14 protein-coding genes, 6 tRNA genes and 1 riboswitch are annotated in these 14,570 nt (G+C 39.3%); of the genes, 10 read left to right on the top strand and 10 right to left on the bottom strand.

Features of this window, described 5'->3' with window-relative positions; genetic code table 11:
- Positions 1-146 precede the first annotated feature (146 nt).
- Together HWV01_RS15800 and HWV01_RS15795 are read left to right on the top strand one after the other, a co-directional pair.
- Positions 147-929 (top strand): helix-turn-helix domain-containing protein, encoded by a 783-nt coding sequence (locus HWV01_RS15800; RefSeq protein WP_211672448.1) that lies wholly within the window; start codon positions 147-149, stop codon positions 927-929.
- Positions 930-1,007: 78 nt separating this feature from the next.
- Complete coding sequence (locus HWV01_RS15795) at positions 1,008-2,045, top strand: helix-turn-helix domain-containing protein (RefSeq protein WP_211672447.1); 1,038 nt, start codon at positions 1,008-1,010, stop codon at positions 2,043-2,045.
- Between the two features lie 81 nt (positions 2,046-2,126).
- Here HWV01_RS15795 and HWV01_RS15790 read toward each other — a convergent pair whose 3' ends face one another.
- Positions 2,127-3,146, bottom strand: coding sequence for a prolyl oligopeptidase family serine peptidase (locus tag HWV01_RS15790; protein WP_211672446.1), 1,020 nt, complete (start codon positions 3,144-3,146; stop codon positions 2,127-2,129).
- Between the two features lie 164 nt (positions 3,147-3,310).
- On the opposite strand from HWV01_RS15790, the gene HWV01_RS15785 reads away from it, so the two are divergent.
- Positions 3,311-3,730: a hypothetical protein gene (locus HWV01_RS15785; RefSeq protein ID WP_211672445.1), complete on the top strand. Its 420-nt coding sequence runs from the start codon at positions 3,311-3,313 to the stop codon at positions 3,728-3,730.
- Between the two features lie 89 nt (positions 3,731-3,819).
- On the opposite strand, the gene HWV01_RS15780 is transcribed toward HWV01_RS15785, so the two are convergent.
- Positions 3,820-5,061, bottom strand: coding sequence for an SGNH/GDSL hydrolase family protein (locus tag HWV01_RS15780; RefSeq protein WP_211672444.1), 1,242 nt, complete (start codon positions 5,059-5,061; stop codon positions 3,820-3,822).
- Between the two features lie 480 nt (positions 5,062-5,541).
- Positions 5,542-6,450 carry a LysR family transcriptional regulator gene (locus HWV01_RS15775; RefSeq protein ID WP_211672443.1) on the bottom strand — a complete coding sequence of 303 codons (909 nt, stop codon included), beginning with the start codon at positions 6,448-6,450 and terminating at the stop codon, positions 5,542-5,544.
- A gap of 95 nt (positions 6,451-6,545) precedes the next feature.
- Between HWV01_RS15775 and HWV01_RS15770 the strand changes: the two genes are divergently transcribed.
- The 4 genes from HWV01_RS15770 (at position 6,546) to HWV01_RS15755 (ending at position 8,554) form a co-directional block, all read left to right on the top strand.
- A complete protein-coding gene (locus tag HWV01_RS15770) occupies positions 6,546-7,004 on the top strand; it encodes a DMT family transporter (protein WP_211672442.1) in 459 nt (152 codons plus the stop codon).
- A gap of 1 nt (position 7,005) precedes the next feature.
- The gene (locus HWV01_RS15765; protein WP_211672441.1) at positions 7,006-7,449 is read left to right on the top strand and encodes a DMT family transporter; all 444 of its coding nucleotides are present in this window, start codon (positions 7,006-7,008) and stop codon (positions 7,447-7,449) included.
- A 156-nt stretch (positions 7,450-7,605) separates the two neighbouring features.
- The gene (locus HWV01_RS22420; RefSeq protein WP_249185342.1) at positions 7,606-7,992 is read left to right on the top strand and encodes a helix-turn-helix domain-containing protein; all 387 of its coding nucleotides are present in this window, start codon (positions 7,606-7,608) and stop codon (positions 7,990-7,992) included.
- 52 nt (positions 7,993-8,044) lie between these two features.
- The gene (locus HWV01_RS15755) at positions 8,045-8,554 is read left to right on the top strand and encodes an RNA-guided endonuclease TnpB family protein (RefSeq protein WP_211672440.1); all 510 of its coding nucleotides are present in this window, start codon (positions 8,045-8,047) and stop codon (positions 8,552-8,554) included.
- A 79-nt stretch (positions 8,555-8,633) separates the two neighbouring features.
- On the opposite strand, the gene HWV01_RS15750 is transcribed toward HWV01_RS15755, so the two are convergent.
- The 7 genes from HWV01_RS15750 to HWV01_RS15720 all read right to left on the bottom strand — a co-directional run bounded on the left by HWV01_RS15750 (position 8,634) and on the right by HWV01_RS15720 (position 11,727).
- Positions 8,634-10,286: a response regulator gene (locus HWV01_RS15750; RefSeq protein ID WP_211672439.1), complete on the bottom strand. Its 1,653-nt coding sequence runs from the start codon at positions 10,284-10,286 to the stop codon at positions 8,634-8,636.
- 298 nt (positions 10,287-10,584) lie between these two features.
- Positions 10,585-10,669 (bottom strand) — tRNA-Tyr (locus HWV01_RS15745).
- 99 nt (positions 10,670-10,768) lie between these two features.
- Positions 10,769-10,853: transfer RNA gene (locus tag HWV01_RS15740), tRNA-Tyr, on the bottom strand.
- A gap of 148 nt (positions 10,854-11,001) precedes the next feature.
- Positions 11,002-11,086 (bottom strand) — tRNA-Tyr (locus tag HWV01_RS15735).
- Between the two features lie 148 nt (positions 11,087-11,234).
- Positions 11,235-11,319, bottom strand: a tRNA-Tyr gene (locus HWV01_RS15730).
- 136 nt (positions 11,320-11,455) lie between these two features.
- Positions 11,456-11,540, bottom strand: a tRNA-Tyr gene (locus HWV01_RS15725).
- Between the two features lie 102 nt (positions 11,541-11,642).
- Positions 11,643-11,727: transfer RNA gene (locus HWV01_RS15720), tRNA-Tyr, on the bottom strand.
- Between the two features lie 159 nt (positions 11,728-11,886).
- On the opposite strand from HWV01_RS15720, the gene HWV01_RS15715 reads away from it, so the two are divergent.
- From HWV01_RS15715 to HWV01_RS15705, 3 genes are all read left to right on the top strand, one after another.
- Positions 11,887-12,417 (top strand): VC2046/SO_2500 family protein, encoded by a 531-nt coding sequence (locus HWV01_RS15715; RefSeq protein ID WP_371816363.1) that lies wholly within the window; start codon positions 11,887-11,889, stop codon positions 12,415-12,417.
- Positions 12,418-12,553: 136 nt separating this feature from the next.
- Positions 12,554-12,620, top strand: a riboswitch (Fluoride riboswitch).
- Positions 12,621-12,749: 129 nt separating this feature from the next.
- Complete coding sequence (locus HWV01_RS15710) at positions 12,750-13,442, top strand: iron-sulfur cluster assembly scaffold protein (protein ID WP_211672438.1); 693 nt, start codon at positions 12,750-12,752, stop codon at positions 13,440-13,442.
- Positions 13,443-13,457: 15 nt separating this feature from the next.
- Positions 13,458-14,447 carry a GGGtGRT protein gene (locus HWV01_RS15705; protein ID WP_211672437.1) on the top strand — a complete coding sequence of 330 codons (990 nt, stop codon included), beginning with the start codon at positions 13,458-13,460 and terminating at the stop codon, positions 14,445-14,447.
- Positions 14,448-14,570 lie beyond the last annotated feature (123 nt).

Below are 14,570 nucleotides of genomic sequence, written 5' to 3'. Positions count from 1 at the left end.
TAGTGCTAGTGCAAACTAACGTTAGAGAATTTACTTTATGACTCAGAAATCACATTCGTTATGATAATGAGAATTATATAGTACGTAGAAGGGTATTAATGTTAACATTGGAACAATAAACATTGATTTAAGGACAAGGTGAGGAAATGGCTTTTATTTCGAAAACATCTGACTTCAATGTCGACGAACATTCAGGTTTAGTCGTTGGTGTTGCATCTATTTCGCGTGATCATGATTCGGGCCTACATACACATACAAAAGATCAATTAATGTTCTCTCAGCGTGGTTGTATAGTGATAACAATGGCTGGAATGAAGTGCGTTCTTCCCCCTATGCGTGCTGCTTGGATCCCTGCGGGTATTGAGCATAGTGCTCAAATGACGAACGTAAGCCATTATCGGTCACTGTTTTTTAATGAATCGTTACAACCTAAATTATCACGTGAAATGAGGATCTTGGATGTTAACCCGTTATTTTTAGCCTTGATTGAGAGAATGGCAATGTGGCCATTTGATAAACCAGAAGATGAAATGATTAATTCTGTGAATCTACTTATTGAAGAATTGAATGCCGCTAAAGATACACATTTGAATTTGCCCTTACCTCATGATTATCGATTAAAAGGTTGGCTACTTAAGATTAATAACGAAGACTTCCTCGCTCCTACATTGGCACAATTAAGTACAGAGGTGGGAGCCAGTACTAAGACGATCACGCGTATTTTTACCAAAGAGACTGGGATGCCCTATCAAAGTTGGCGTCAACAATGGCGGTTACTAGGGGCAATAGAATTATTATCAAAGCAGTTACGTGTTACTGATATTGCTTATCGTCTCGGTTTTTCGAGCGATAGTGCTTTTATTAGTTTTTTTCGTCAGAAAACAGGGTTTACGCCGCTTCATTTTATCGCGAAATCGACAAAAGATTAACGCTAGCATCAAACATCCCATTTTTACAATCGGTGACTTTGTTAACTTTCCTATCTTTAATATCTAAACGGAGTTTTAATGATTGCTATTCCACTGCCTTTTATCATGTCACTGTTGCTGGAGATCATTGCAATTACTTTATTTGCGAAGAAACCAGTTGAGGGAAAAAGGCCTTCTTTATTTATCACTTTATGTGCGATAAGTACGGCTGTAGTTGGGCTTCGCTGGACTTTTGACATCGCCATTTTCAGGTGCTTACAGCCTATTTTTGCATCGTTTTTACCTGTGATGGCTTGGTGTTGTTTTTCTAAAAAATACAATGCTGGACGCCTTTCATGGTTACATCTTTCTGGTCCCCTTGTGATTATTGTATGTTCGTGGTGGCCCGAATTATGGTTGAACGCGATAGATGTTATTTTGACTATGCTCTATCTTAGCTATGGCACTTTACTCATACGTTCATCATTCGTGATGCCGGAAGATGTTCGGCTTTCTCATGTTGAGCGGGTGCTCTTTGCGCAGCGTGTTGCAGGTATCACCTTACTTGTGTCTGCCTGCATTGATGGCGTACTGTCTTTTGATTTTATGGTGTATGGTGGAGAGCATGCGCTATATATTTTATCGCTCAGCTATCTAATCCTTATTCCGAGCGTCGTTGTTGCTGTGATTATTGTTGGCTTTAGTACATTAAGTACGGAGTCAGAGGTATTGTCAGATGTAGAGGAAAAGTCGTTGCTAGATGCTAGCATCGACCCCCCTTCGAAAAGTGTTCGATTATCTGAACAGGATGCTAAGGACATCGTGAGTAAAATTGATACCTTGATGAAGGATAAAGAAGCGTTCCGCGATATGAATTTAACCTTGGGTCGTTTGTCGCGAAAAGTCGGCATTCCTACGCGGCAAGTTTCTATGGCTGTAAATCAGATATGCGGAATGAATATTTCGAAAGTACTGAATGAATACCGAATTACTTATGCGAAAAAGCGGCTTGTAGACAGTGAAGATAGCATTACAGATATTTATCTTAGCGCTGGCTTTCAGACCAAGTCTAACTTTAACCGTGAGTTTACGCGCATAACAGGCCAAACACCCAGCACATATAGAAATGACGCTTAGTACTTTGCGAAAAATAACAGTATGAGGTCAATGCAGGGCACTATCCGGTGAAGAAAGAGCCCTGTATATTAGACTGCTTTACTATGCATGAGTGAGGAAGCTTAAAATATCCTTAAACATTTGCTGATGGAGCTTGAGTCGACTTGTACCAGAACCATCCTTACATACAATACCATCACCCGGCACATCTTCTTCTATAAGCGTTATCGCTCCTGGTTTGCACACCTGTAAGAAGCTGAAATGCATTGCTTGTTCATACACTTTATAATGACGATTAAATAATGGCAGATGTTCGGCCAGATAACCAGATTCCATTGCTTGAGGCAAGTCTCCAATATCGATCCCTGCGCCTAATATCAGCACGGGTGTCTCCACTTTTTCCATACTTTTTAAAGAGAAGCTACGTGCACCACCTAGATCTAAAATCACCGCTTTTTTGATTCGTGGATCATAGAAATCAAAGGATGTTGGTTCTCCCGGTTGGGATGATGAGAGTCCCAGTTCGTCTGCTAGGCCACAGGTTCTGGGATTTGGGTACAGCTGGCACTGCGTTTGAAATGCGTCGCGGTCAAGTTGTGCGCCGACTAATTGCATTACACTCCAGCCACCTAAAGAGTGACCGATAGCAGATATGTTTTCTGCATCAATCGAGGCGCGCCAAATCGTATCTTCGAGTAAGTAATCTAATACACGCACCAAATCGTGAGGTCGTTGCCACCACTGTGATGCCTGTAATCTAGAATGATTAAATGTAGTGGTTCCAGGATGGTTGAGAGCTGCGACCACATAACCTTTTAGTGCCAACGAATTTGCAAGCCAGCTTTGGTTTCTCCAGTTTCCGCGATATCCATGTGAGAGTAATACAAGAGGATGCTTTGTGGGTAAAAGCGAAGCATTTTTGACTACTTCTGTTCCAACAAAAGCTATATTTTCGGCAACTGATTCTGAGGGTGTATTTTGAGAGGTGGGATACCAGAGGCTGACTTTTAATGGGCGGCTCGTATCACTAGCTAACTGAAACTGTTGAAATCCAACAGACTCTGCGAAGGCTAGCTTACTAATACATAGAAATAAAACACTAAGGACGATAGGTAACTTCATTTAACGATTCCTGATTTAGGCTAAAAGTGACGCTAGTATGTCAATAAGCATGGTTGTAGACGCCCTAGAATATGATTTAGGACGACCTAAAACAGGTTTTAGTACCTATTTCCTTGCGTTTAATGTACAGAACCATAGAATCAGTCTGATATTTAGGTTCGTTGATGAATACAACAGACTTAAATCGTGTTTACTTTAATTTATGGTATATCAGAATGAAAAGTTTAGTTTTAGCAATTATGGTTTTATTGTCTTTCGGGAAGGTAAGTGCAAGCGAAGTTTCCGATGCTGCTGCATTTAAGGATCTAAAAAAAGAAGTGCGGATGCTTAGAAAAGACATTCGAAGATTAGAAACATTAATTATAAGGTTATCAGATAAAATTGATGACGATGAAGATGACACTATTCCTACTCCTACGAACAAAGATGTATGGGGATGCTATATCAAGGATATTACTGCAGGAGCAGTATATGGTACAGGGCGTACAGAAGCTGAAGCTAAAGGTAAGGCATTGGAGAAATGTGAGTTAAAAGGTGGAGCGTGTTGGGAGAGCAATTTAAAATGCTCTTCTGATAACTCGTAAAATTGAGACAAGCGCTATATAACTATTTTGGCGCTTGTCTAAATTTATTATTTTCAATAAGTGCTGACGATCATATTCACTGACGCCTATTAGAACTTAAATTGTTTCAGTTTAGAGCCTGATATTTGCTCGGCAATTACCTTATGAGTTTTTGTTGTCGGGTGAGTCACCCCCCAGAAAACATAATTATCAGAGCCATCCGAATCGCACTCACTTGTTAATGCATGACTTGTAAAATAATCGACAGTTGATGACCTGTTGATATTTAAGCAGGCATCTTTAGCATTGCTAAAGCCATATTTTTCAGGTGTATTAATTATGTTTTTAATTAATGTATTTGTATCAAATAGGACTATATTTACACCTTTATTTTGATATTTATTAATTAATTTTTTAATAAATAGGTTAAAACTTGTGATCTTTTGTTTTACTATTTTTGCATGTTCCTCAGTACTGTATTTAAATTGAGGAGATTTTGTCGCGTCAGGTAAGTTGAGAATAAGAATGTTCTGTGCACCATTATCCGTTAGTACCTTCAATGCGTAACTAAAGTCATTACTTACATCGATGACTGAACGGTCATAGTTTACAAAATCATTAAGCCCGAACTCGAGTGTAAATAGGCTATTTTCCGGCTGATAATTTTTTGCCATCGCTACATAGTTAAGATATGAGTCTATTTGGTCATGGATACCTGACAGTACTTTTTTTTGTGTATTTCCTGCAGCTCCACCAACAGCCCATGTGTATAGAGGTAGCGCCTTTTCTTTTGCTAGGTACTCTGTCCATACAAAACCGTTAGTGAAGTGACCTAAGAACCATGAATTTTGATTTGGAGCTTGCCATTGTGCGCCATTAAAGAAATTCCCTGTATCTGAGATACTATCGCCAAAGCTCACAATTTTATTGATCGCATCTGGTTGTGCATTGCTGTCATTTACCCAAATTGAGTGATTATAAGAGTACTTATTATCAGCAGCGAAATACGTAATATCTGCGGTGTCGTGAGTAACATCTAAAGTATCTGCGCATCTCTCCATAATTTGTTTTTGAGGTGATGTCGTATAGAACATATTCATAAATGAAGTTGACGAGTACCAGTAACCAGATATGGTGTAATAGCTGCCATTTTCATTTAATGCCCATTTCCAATCAGTTGCTGGATCGTCATGGTTATAATGAGGACGATACCAGCACCTCACATAGGTATAAGTCTCAGAGGATTGAACATATTTAATGTCTTCAGGGGTTATGCTTTTAATTAGTTCATCGTCAGATGCAAAAGCAGCAACGGGCAAAAGTAATAATGTGGCAAGTATTATTTTTTTCATATTGGTATTTCTCATATTATATTTGTGGTTAAGCATATACAGAAACCTAAAGATTTTTTGTAATGCTCAATTATTGGTAAATATGTTCGCTAAGAATAAAGCATCTTGTAAACATGCCTATGTTAATACAGTAATTAGCATGCCTATTAAAATTAATTAATAATTAAAAATCAAATAGTTAGGCGTTCTTAACAGAGTGGGGGGATGTTAGGTGATACGGGTCACGTAATGTAGTATTTATAATTGATTAAGGATGTAATTTAATTCTATATCGCTAGCTTAAAAGTTATACCTAGTGGTAACGCGTGGCCTTCTAATTAAATCTTAGATTATATTTCTTTCGCCTCAGTGCGGGAGTGGCTATGGCTATGGCAGGTGTTCCTGGCCTTATTACTTCTAGCGCCGCAAGCCAGAATGGTCCCCCCCGAACCACCGGGACAGTAATGCGTTGGTTTTTACTATCCTAGTTGCAACCCCTTTTTACTTATCCCAATAACCTGAACCTCCGCCTAATTTATTGTGCATGAACTCGATGAATACTCTTACTTTTTCAGGGAGGTGTTTTCTCTCGGGATAGACTGCATATATTGCATGTTTTGGGAGAGTATATTCGTCCATGATTGAAATAAGTCTGTTTGATTTCAAGTGCTCTGCGACGATAAAGGTTGGCATCTGACAAATACCGAGTCCATTCAGTAATGCCTCTAAAATCGCATCACTATTATTAACGATAAAGTTGCCTTTAGGTTCTATTTTTAGTTTTTTACTGTCTTTGTAAAAGGTCCATTCTGTTCCCGCCTGAAATAGACTGTAGTAGATGCAATTGTGGTTAGATAAGTCTTCAGGCTTTGATGGTATACCATGTTTCGAGATATATTGTGGTGAGGCGCAGAGTACGCTTTTACAATCAGCAAGCTTTTTAGCGATCAGCGAGGAATCTTCAAGTTCACCGATTCGAATCCCAACATCATAACCCCCTTCAACTATGTTTACGATTCGGTCATCCATACTCAGTATTACCTTCACATCAGGATAGGAATCTAAGAACTCTTTTATATAAGGAACGATATGTAAACGTGTAAACGTCATGGGGGCGTTTATTTTCAAAGTTCCTTTCGGTGTGTTTTGTAGATTATGTAGTGCTGCAAACCCTTCGTTTGCAATAACGACACTGTTCCTAGCATAATCTGAAAACCGTTCACCAGCTTCGGTTAGCGTTATGCTCCTTGTGGTTCGATTAAATAATCGAACTCCTAGGCTATCTTCTAAGACCGATATTCTCTTACTTACCCCTGACTTTGTCATGCCTAGTTTTTCTGCTGCGGACGAAAAACTCCCTTTTTCTACTACTGCTACAAATACTGGGATTGCGGAGAAGTTATCTTTCATATTGTCAACTTTTACTCACCAATGATTCAACCAGGTCGATATTATCATCCTTTTTATAATCAGTTAAAGTATTCTCAAACAAGAGAGAGGGTAATATGCAAAATATAAATAGATATTCAATACTGGCTATTATTGGGGGTGGTTTACTGGCTATGATGATCCATATCAATAGCCAACTTGCGCTAGAAACATCCGCAATAAACGCTTCATGGTTGGCGCATGGCTTAGGTGGTCTGCTGGCGCTGGGGCTTTACAATGTGGTAATTAAAGCTGTAAGTTTACCTACTCCAATTAAAAGTGATGTACCTAAGTTATTCTACTTAGGGGGATTACCCGGCGCATTTACCGTTATTCTTGCTTCGGTAACCGTGAATAGCGCTATTGGCTTATCAGGAACATTGGCTCTAGGATTAATCGGACAACTCATCTGTTCTATTTTCTGTGAAGCATTAGGATTATTTGGATTAAGAAAAAGGAAATTAACTCTTTTAGAATTACTTCCTATCTCATTGGTAGTTTTCGGTTCAATACTCATTATTTCTCAGAGGTATTAAAATGACTTTTTATATTTTTATCGCATTATTAAACGGATTTTGTATCGCGATAAGTCGTATATTGAACGGACAATTAGCCACCTACAGTGGAGCATTTAGGGCTTCATATATAAATCACCTAACAGGTTTTTTATTTCTTTCAATTGTAATGTTTGCATTGCGGGAGGCTCCCCAACTTTCAAGCGGTTCAAATATGGTCGTTTACTTTGGTGGATTTATTGGTGCTTTTTATGTGGTAATTAATAGCCTTGTCATGAGCCATCTAGGTTCTACTAGTACAATGATTTTAGTTATTGGTGGTCAAATGTGCTTTGGTTTATTTTTGGACTCATCGTCAAGCTCAACCAGTGAACTACTTATTAAAGTACTTGGTGTTATTTTTATTGTTATAGGGGTTTCTCTAAAGGAAGCAATAAAATACAAGCACACAAGTCTTGCGCCTTAGTCATAGCGCGCTCTATGTTAGGTAAAGTCTAAGTTGATAACAGACTTAGCAGTTAACCCTCGTCCGATCAGGGCGGGGATACAAGGCGAAAGTGCGTAGCACTTTGATCTTTGTTATTTTGTGGTGTTATACTGTACGAATATACAGAGGTTTATTATGTTAAGAGCAACAAAAGTACGTATTTACCCTACAGCCGACCAAGCAGAGTTTTTAAATGCTCAGTTTGGTGCTGTTCGGTTTGCGTATAATAAAGCTCTGCACATTAAGAAACATTTTTATAGTGTAAAAGGCATATCACTTGCAGTACAAAAAGACTTAAAACCGTTACTCCCTAAAGGCAAGAAGTCCCGTAAGTATAGTTGGTTAAAGCAATATGATTCTATTGCACTGCAGCAAGCAGTTATTAACCTAGATGGTGCTTACAAGAGGTTCTTTGATAAGAAACTTAAAGCAGGTTTTCCGACCTTTAAGCGTAAGCATGGTAAACAATCCCAGTTAAATCAAAGCACATTACAAGCGTGTCAGGTTATGACCTTGGATTGACAATTACTTAATTGACGATCGAGGTAATAAGACCGCTAACCCACGCTTTCTTGTGAATGCTTGTAGCAATTTAAGAAGAAAGCAAAAGGCATTAAGCAGAACTAAAAAAGGTTCTCGTAACCGCTCTAAAGCACGTTTAAAACTAGCGTCGGCACATGAACGTGTCAGCAATGCTAGAAATGACTTTCAGCATAAATTATCAAAACGAATTATTGACGATAACCAAGCGGTAATAGTTGAGACTCTGAAATCATCAAACATGCTAAAGAATAGAAAATTAAGCCGTCATATTTCGGATGCTTCATGGTCTGCCTTTGTTGATAAGGTATCTTATAAAGCTGAAGTGTACGGAGTCCACCTTGTTAAGTGTAATCAGTGGTTCGCAAGTTCTAAAACTTGCTCATGCTGTGGTGATAAGGTAAAAGATATGCCGTTGAATATTCGTCATTGGTCTTGTCCATCATGTAACACTCAACATGATCGCGACATTAACGCATCAAAGAATATTCGTCATTACGGCATAATTAAATTAAAAGCGGATGGATTGACCGTTTCTGCATAGTGAAGCTGTGTTAGACCTGTAATATTTACAGGCTGTAGCTAACGACCTATGAAGCATCGCCATTTATGGCGGTGAGCAATCACATTTTGTTTGCTCTTTTCTTCTCTTGCATACGCTGAATATTGAACTCTTTTCTCAATTCTGCTTTACGCTCTGCTTGTTGTTCAGATAGTGGGAAGTTTTCTAGCTCGGTAAAGGTATCGGCTATTTTCCTGGTTACTTCTGGCCATGGTCGCTCGACTTTGACGAGTAGCGCGATACACACTTGCACTTTATTCAGCGCTGCACCAGTATTGAGTGGCGCGATAGAAAGTGCGGTTTCAAAGTGTTGTAATGCGACGTCAAGTTTACCTTCAGTAAATGCTTCAATACCCAGTTTGTTGTGGTGCTGAAATTGAACCTCTTTACTGTCTTCTTCACCACTGATACTAGCAAGTAACTTTTCACTGTGTACGTTAGAGTGTTGAATATAAGGCTGCACTTTTTCAGCAAATTCAAATTCTTCTAACTCGACAAGTAGATTAACCAGTTGTGGCCCTAACCATTCTGGTGTGCCTTCGGGTTCGGTTAAATACGCTTCATTACTTTTTAGCAGGGTGTGTTTCGCTTTAACTTGGTTGCCTTTCACATTATGAATAGACGCTAAACTGTAACCTTCCAATGCCAATAACTCATCTTCCTCTACATAGGGGTGTTGTTGCGAAGAACGGTGAAACAAACCGCTAATCTCTTGTAACAAGCGGCCTTGCTTAAATTTGTCTTCTTCATTTTTCGCGACAAGAATAATAGCTTGAACATAATTAATCAGATGTTGGGGAGCTTGATGTATGGTGTTTTTGGTCTGCATTAAAATAGCGAAAAAGGCTTCTTTGGCTATCGCATTCATATTTGTATCAAGTGCCAATTCTGCGAGTAGTCCTTGACGCTCTAATGACAAGTGGGAATGTTTGATCGCACGTTGCACAATTTGCAGTGCTTTTTCACTGTCGCCACCATCCCTAAAGCAATGTGCTAACCAATCATAACCATCTAGCAGCATCGGATTATATTTAATGATGTCTGATAACAGTGGGATCGCTTGCTGGTAGTTCTTCTCTAGATAATATACCCGACCTAACAGCAATTGTGCTTGGGTATGCGGGTGGTCCTCTATAAACTCTTCTAAGATAGTACGCGCTTCAGCGTACTTTTCCTTTTCAATTAATAGCTCTGCTTTAAATAAACGACAGAAATTACGATAGCGTGCAGAGTAGATTATTGCGTTATCACATTCTTCCATTGCCTGAGCAAAATCGTCATCCTTAATTGCTTGGTAGATAGGCAGCAGAGCCTCTTTTTTATTGAATGCTTTTTGAATACGTAAATTAAGTTCGTTTTGTGAAAACGGCTTCATTAAATAATCATCGGGTGTCATTTGAATTGCGCTTAATACAATCGCTTTCGAATTATCGCCTGTGACTAAGAAAAATACGGTATGGATAGGTAATAAGTTATCCATTTTTAATGTTTCAAATAGCTGGCGGCCATTAAGGCCAGAGCCAAGATTGTAATCAACTAACAGTAAATCATAGGTATTGTGGCGGCATAATTTTAATGCGTCTTCGGCACTACCCACATGCGTGACATCTTTTGCCCCGAAGTTAAGCAACATGGTTTTGAGCATGATCTGAAAAGCACGTTGGTCATCAACAATGAGTACGCGTTTGTTTCGATAGTCAAAATTTTGATTCATGTTTATTTAAAACTCAAGGGTTATGGGTAAATTTAGACGTGAATGATTAGCATTCACCACAATAACAGGTATGCATAATACTGTCTTGAGAGGAGCGCTATTTTGTTAATTAGTACTGTTAACTGGGTGTTTTTTGTGCGACGGAATTATCACAAAACCATATAGTTAATTGTTTTATCAAGCAAACAGTATTGAGAAAAGTATTGTGTTATATAGTGGTTTTATTGATGTTTTAGAAGGTATATTACAAGGATAAGATGTGCTAATTAACATTGGTGGGAATAAATCGTATAGAGAGTGGTGGAGGGAGAAGGATTCGAACCTTCGAAGGCTGAGCCGTCAGATTTACAGTCTGATCCCTTTGGCCACTCGGGAACCCCTCCACATTGTTCTCTATTTTTGTCATCTATTGCTAGATGGATATTTTACGATGATGACTTCTTTTACATTGACCAGAATGTAAAATCATCAAAGTAGAATGATGGTGGAGGGAGAAGGATTCGAACCTTCGAAGGCTGAGCCGTCAGATTTACAGTCTGATCCCTTTGGCCACTCGGGAACCCCTCCACAAGTAATGCTTTTTTCATCTACTCGCATTGGTAGATGTTGTATTCACTTTGATGATTACTTTAAGACCTATTTTAAGGCATATTTAAGATAGAGTACATTGGCCACAACGTACTTCTTATTTCAAGTTATCAGCAAAGCTAAATGATGGTGGAGGGAGAAGGATTCGAACCTTCGAAGGCTGAGCCGTCAGATTTACAGTCTGATCCCTTTGGCCACTCGGGAACCCCTCCACAAGTAATGCTTTTTTCATCTACTCGCATTGGTAGATGTTGTATTCACTTTGATGATTACTTTAAGACCTATTTTAAGGCATATTTAAGATAGAGTACATTGGCCACAACGTACTTCTTATTTCAAGTTATCAGCAAAGCTAAATGATGGTGGAGGGAGAAGGATTCGAACCTTCGAAGGCTGAGCCGTCAGATTTACAGTCTGATCCCTTTGGCCACTCGGGAACCCCTCCACAAGTAATGCTTTTTCATCTACTCGCATTGGTAGATGTTGTATTCACTTTGACGATGACTTTAAGACCTATTTTAAGGCATAGTACATTGGCCACAACGTACTTCTTATTTCAAGTCATCAGCAAAGCTAAATGATGGTGGAGGGAGAAGGATTCGAACCTTCGAAGGCTGAGCCGTCAGATTTACAGTCTGATCCCTTTGGCCACTCGGGAACCCCTCCACGAGTAATTCTTTTTCATCTAAAGGATAGATGTTGTTATTATGTCGACTTTTATATCATTTTTAAAATGAGTTTTATGTAATCAGCATAACGTAAATATTGTGGTGGAGGGAGAAGGATTCGAACCTTCGAAGGCTGAGCCGTCAGATTTACAGTCTGATCCCTTTGGCCACTCGGGAACCCCTCCACAAGTACGAAACGGATAGTATCAGAAAATGTCTGTATGTGAATAAAAAAATCGAATAAACAGCTAAATATTTATAAAAACAGGTCGATAACTTACTAGTTGATTATTTCGTGGCAAAATTTGGTTGTTCTGCGCGCAATATTGTTCAAGAGGTAACTTATTTACGTTCAATCGATACGACAACATGCCTTAATTGATGAGCTGCAACTTGGCCAACAGTTAAACAAATGTACTTTAAATGGTGATAGAGCGAAGTTTTCTCTGTTATTAAGTATGTTGTCATCTGATATTACAGATCAGAAACAAATCGAAGTTAAGCATACTGCCGTTGATACGTCAGCGTATGATGCTGCGCGAATCGCAAGGTTAAATGAGTACGCTGCAAACAATAATATGGCCGCATTGCGTTTAGAGATCTGCTTTTCACCTGAAGTCGGTGCTGGGGTGGGTGATGCTAAATATGTTGCAGAGTCTGTACTACAAAACAGTTCTCACTTATTACAGCAAAAATTAGCGCACGGTTCGCTAATTAAACCAACGGCGAACGAGCGTGCTCAAGCTGCGCAATCTACCACTTCCACTCAAGATCTTGTATTACCACTGGCAAACCAATCGAGTATGGCAAGCTTGTTAGATGTATTAAATAGTTATGATGCTGATAAGCCGCTAAAAATAACAGCGTTTGGTTAGTCTTTTTCAACACCTTACTGAATTTGAGTTTATATCCAGATTGCGAATAAAATCACGATGCTTATATAAGAAAGATTTAATATAAAAAACGAGTCTAAAGCAAGACTTGCTTAACATTATGATTAAGATTTATTATGGTAACCAAGGTGATGGGGTGCCACCTACTTAACCGCCAATTGTTGGCTGATGACTCCTATTAAATTTGAAAACAAGTGAATCTGTAAAATAGCATTAACTGAATAGTGACTACATTTATTTGTACTATTATTTGTTGGTACTGTTATTTATGCCACGATGACACCTTGTTTTCCTAAATCTAATAGGAAAATTGTATGCACTACTCTTCTGAAATTCAATCAATGTGCCCGATTCAACGCGGCGATCTCCATGCATCTGCTCCCATCCCAATTGAAGGCCGAATGGTCAATCCTAAAGAAGTTATTGCGATTTCAGGCTTAAGTCACGGTGTCGGAACTTGTGCGCCTCAGCAAGGTGCTGCCAAACTCACTCTCAATGTTAAAGAAGGCATTATTGAAGAAGCCTTAATTGAAACAATTGGTTGTTCTGGCATGACTCAATCAGCTGCGATGGCTGCGGAAATCATAACTGGTAAGACGATTCTTGAAGCAATGAATACTGATTTGGTGTGCGATGCTATCAATGTTGCAATGCGTGAGATCTTCCTCCAGTTTGCTTATGGTCGTAGTCAATCCGCGTTTTCTGAAGGTGGACTAGAAATCGGTGCGGCTTTAGAGGATCTGGGCCAAACTCAACGCAGTCAAGTTGGTACTAGTTATGCGACAAGCGCAAAAGGCGTTCGTTACATGGAAATTGCAGAAGGTTATGTTACTAAGTTAGGGTTGGATGAAAATAATGAAGTGATTGGTTATGAATATGTAAACCTTGGGAAAATGATGAAATCCGTCAACAAAGGTGTCCAAGCAGATGATGCCATGAAATCTGCAGCAGGTACATATGGTCGTTTTGACGAAGCCGTTAAAACTATCAATCCACGTGAAGCTTAATCTAAGGATACTATTATGACTAATTGCACTATTACAAACCCAATTACAGCACGACTAAACGAAATGAACTTGTCTTCAATTGAAGATGCTTATCAGTATTGCCTCGCTAAAGGAATTGACTCTAAATTTTTAGTTATGGAAACGCAGCCTATCGCATTTGATAGTGCCGCTGATGCTTATACCGTTGGCACTGCATTGGCGTTATATCGTGAAGCAAGTTCAGCTGAAGAGGCTGCCAATATTATTGGTGAAGGACTGCAATCATTCACAAAAGAGGGGAGTGTTGCTCGACAACGTCAAGTCGGTATTGGGCATGGTGCACTTGCTGCTCGATTATTGAATGAAGAAAGTCAATGTTTTGCATTTCTTGCTGGTCATGAGTCTTTCGCTGCAGCAGAGGGGGCGATCAAAATTGCGCTGAATGTGAATAAATCTCGTCAATCACCCCTTAAAGTTATTTTAAATGGTTTGGGTAAAGATGCCGCATATCTGATCTCTCGTATCAATGGTTTTACGTATGTCAGAACTCAATTTGATTATCAAACGGGTGAGTTAAAAGAAGTTAGCCGTCGTTCATTTTCAACTGGTCCTCGCGGTGACATTCTTTGTTATGGCGCTGATGATGTGCGTGAAGGTGTTGCTATTATGCATGCTGCTGGCGTTGATGTGAGTATTACGGGTAACTCCACAAATCCCACACGATTCCAACATCCTGTCGCGGGTATTTACAAATCAGAGTGTATTCGAGCAGGTCATCCTTACTTCTCGGTCGCCTCGGGCGGTGGTACGGGTCGTACTTTACATCCTGATAATGTTGCTGCAGGCCCTGCGTCATATGGTATGACAGATACAATGGGACGTATGCATGCCGATGCACAATTTGCTGGTAGTTCGTCGGTGCCATCTCACGTTGCTATGATGGGGTTTATTGGTATGGGTAATAACCCAATGGTTGGTGCAACGGTAGCATTAGCCGTTGAGGTTGATCAGTTACTAAATCGATAAAATAAACGTTAATCTATCTCTCCTCAAACACGGAATGCCAGGTTAAATATTGTTTTCAATTTTTTTAAGATAGTATACAAAATAAGGCTAGATTGTTACACAGCGTTAACATATTATGACTTT

Origin of the sequence: Moritella sp. 5, from assembly GCF_018219455.1 — a bacterium.
Taxonomy (GTDB): Bacteria; Pseudomonadota; Gammaproteobacteria; order Enterobacterales; family Moritellaceae; genus Moritella.
Note: the sequence above shows the minus strand (reverse complement) of the source record. Positions and strands in the feature narration are given on the sequence as shown.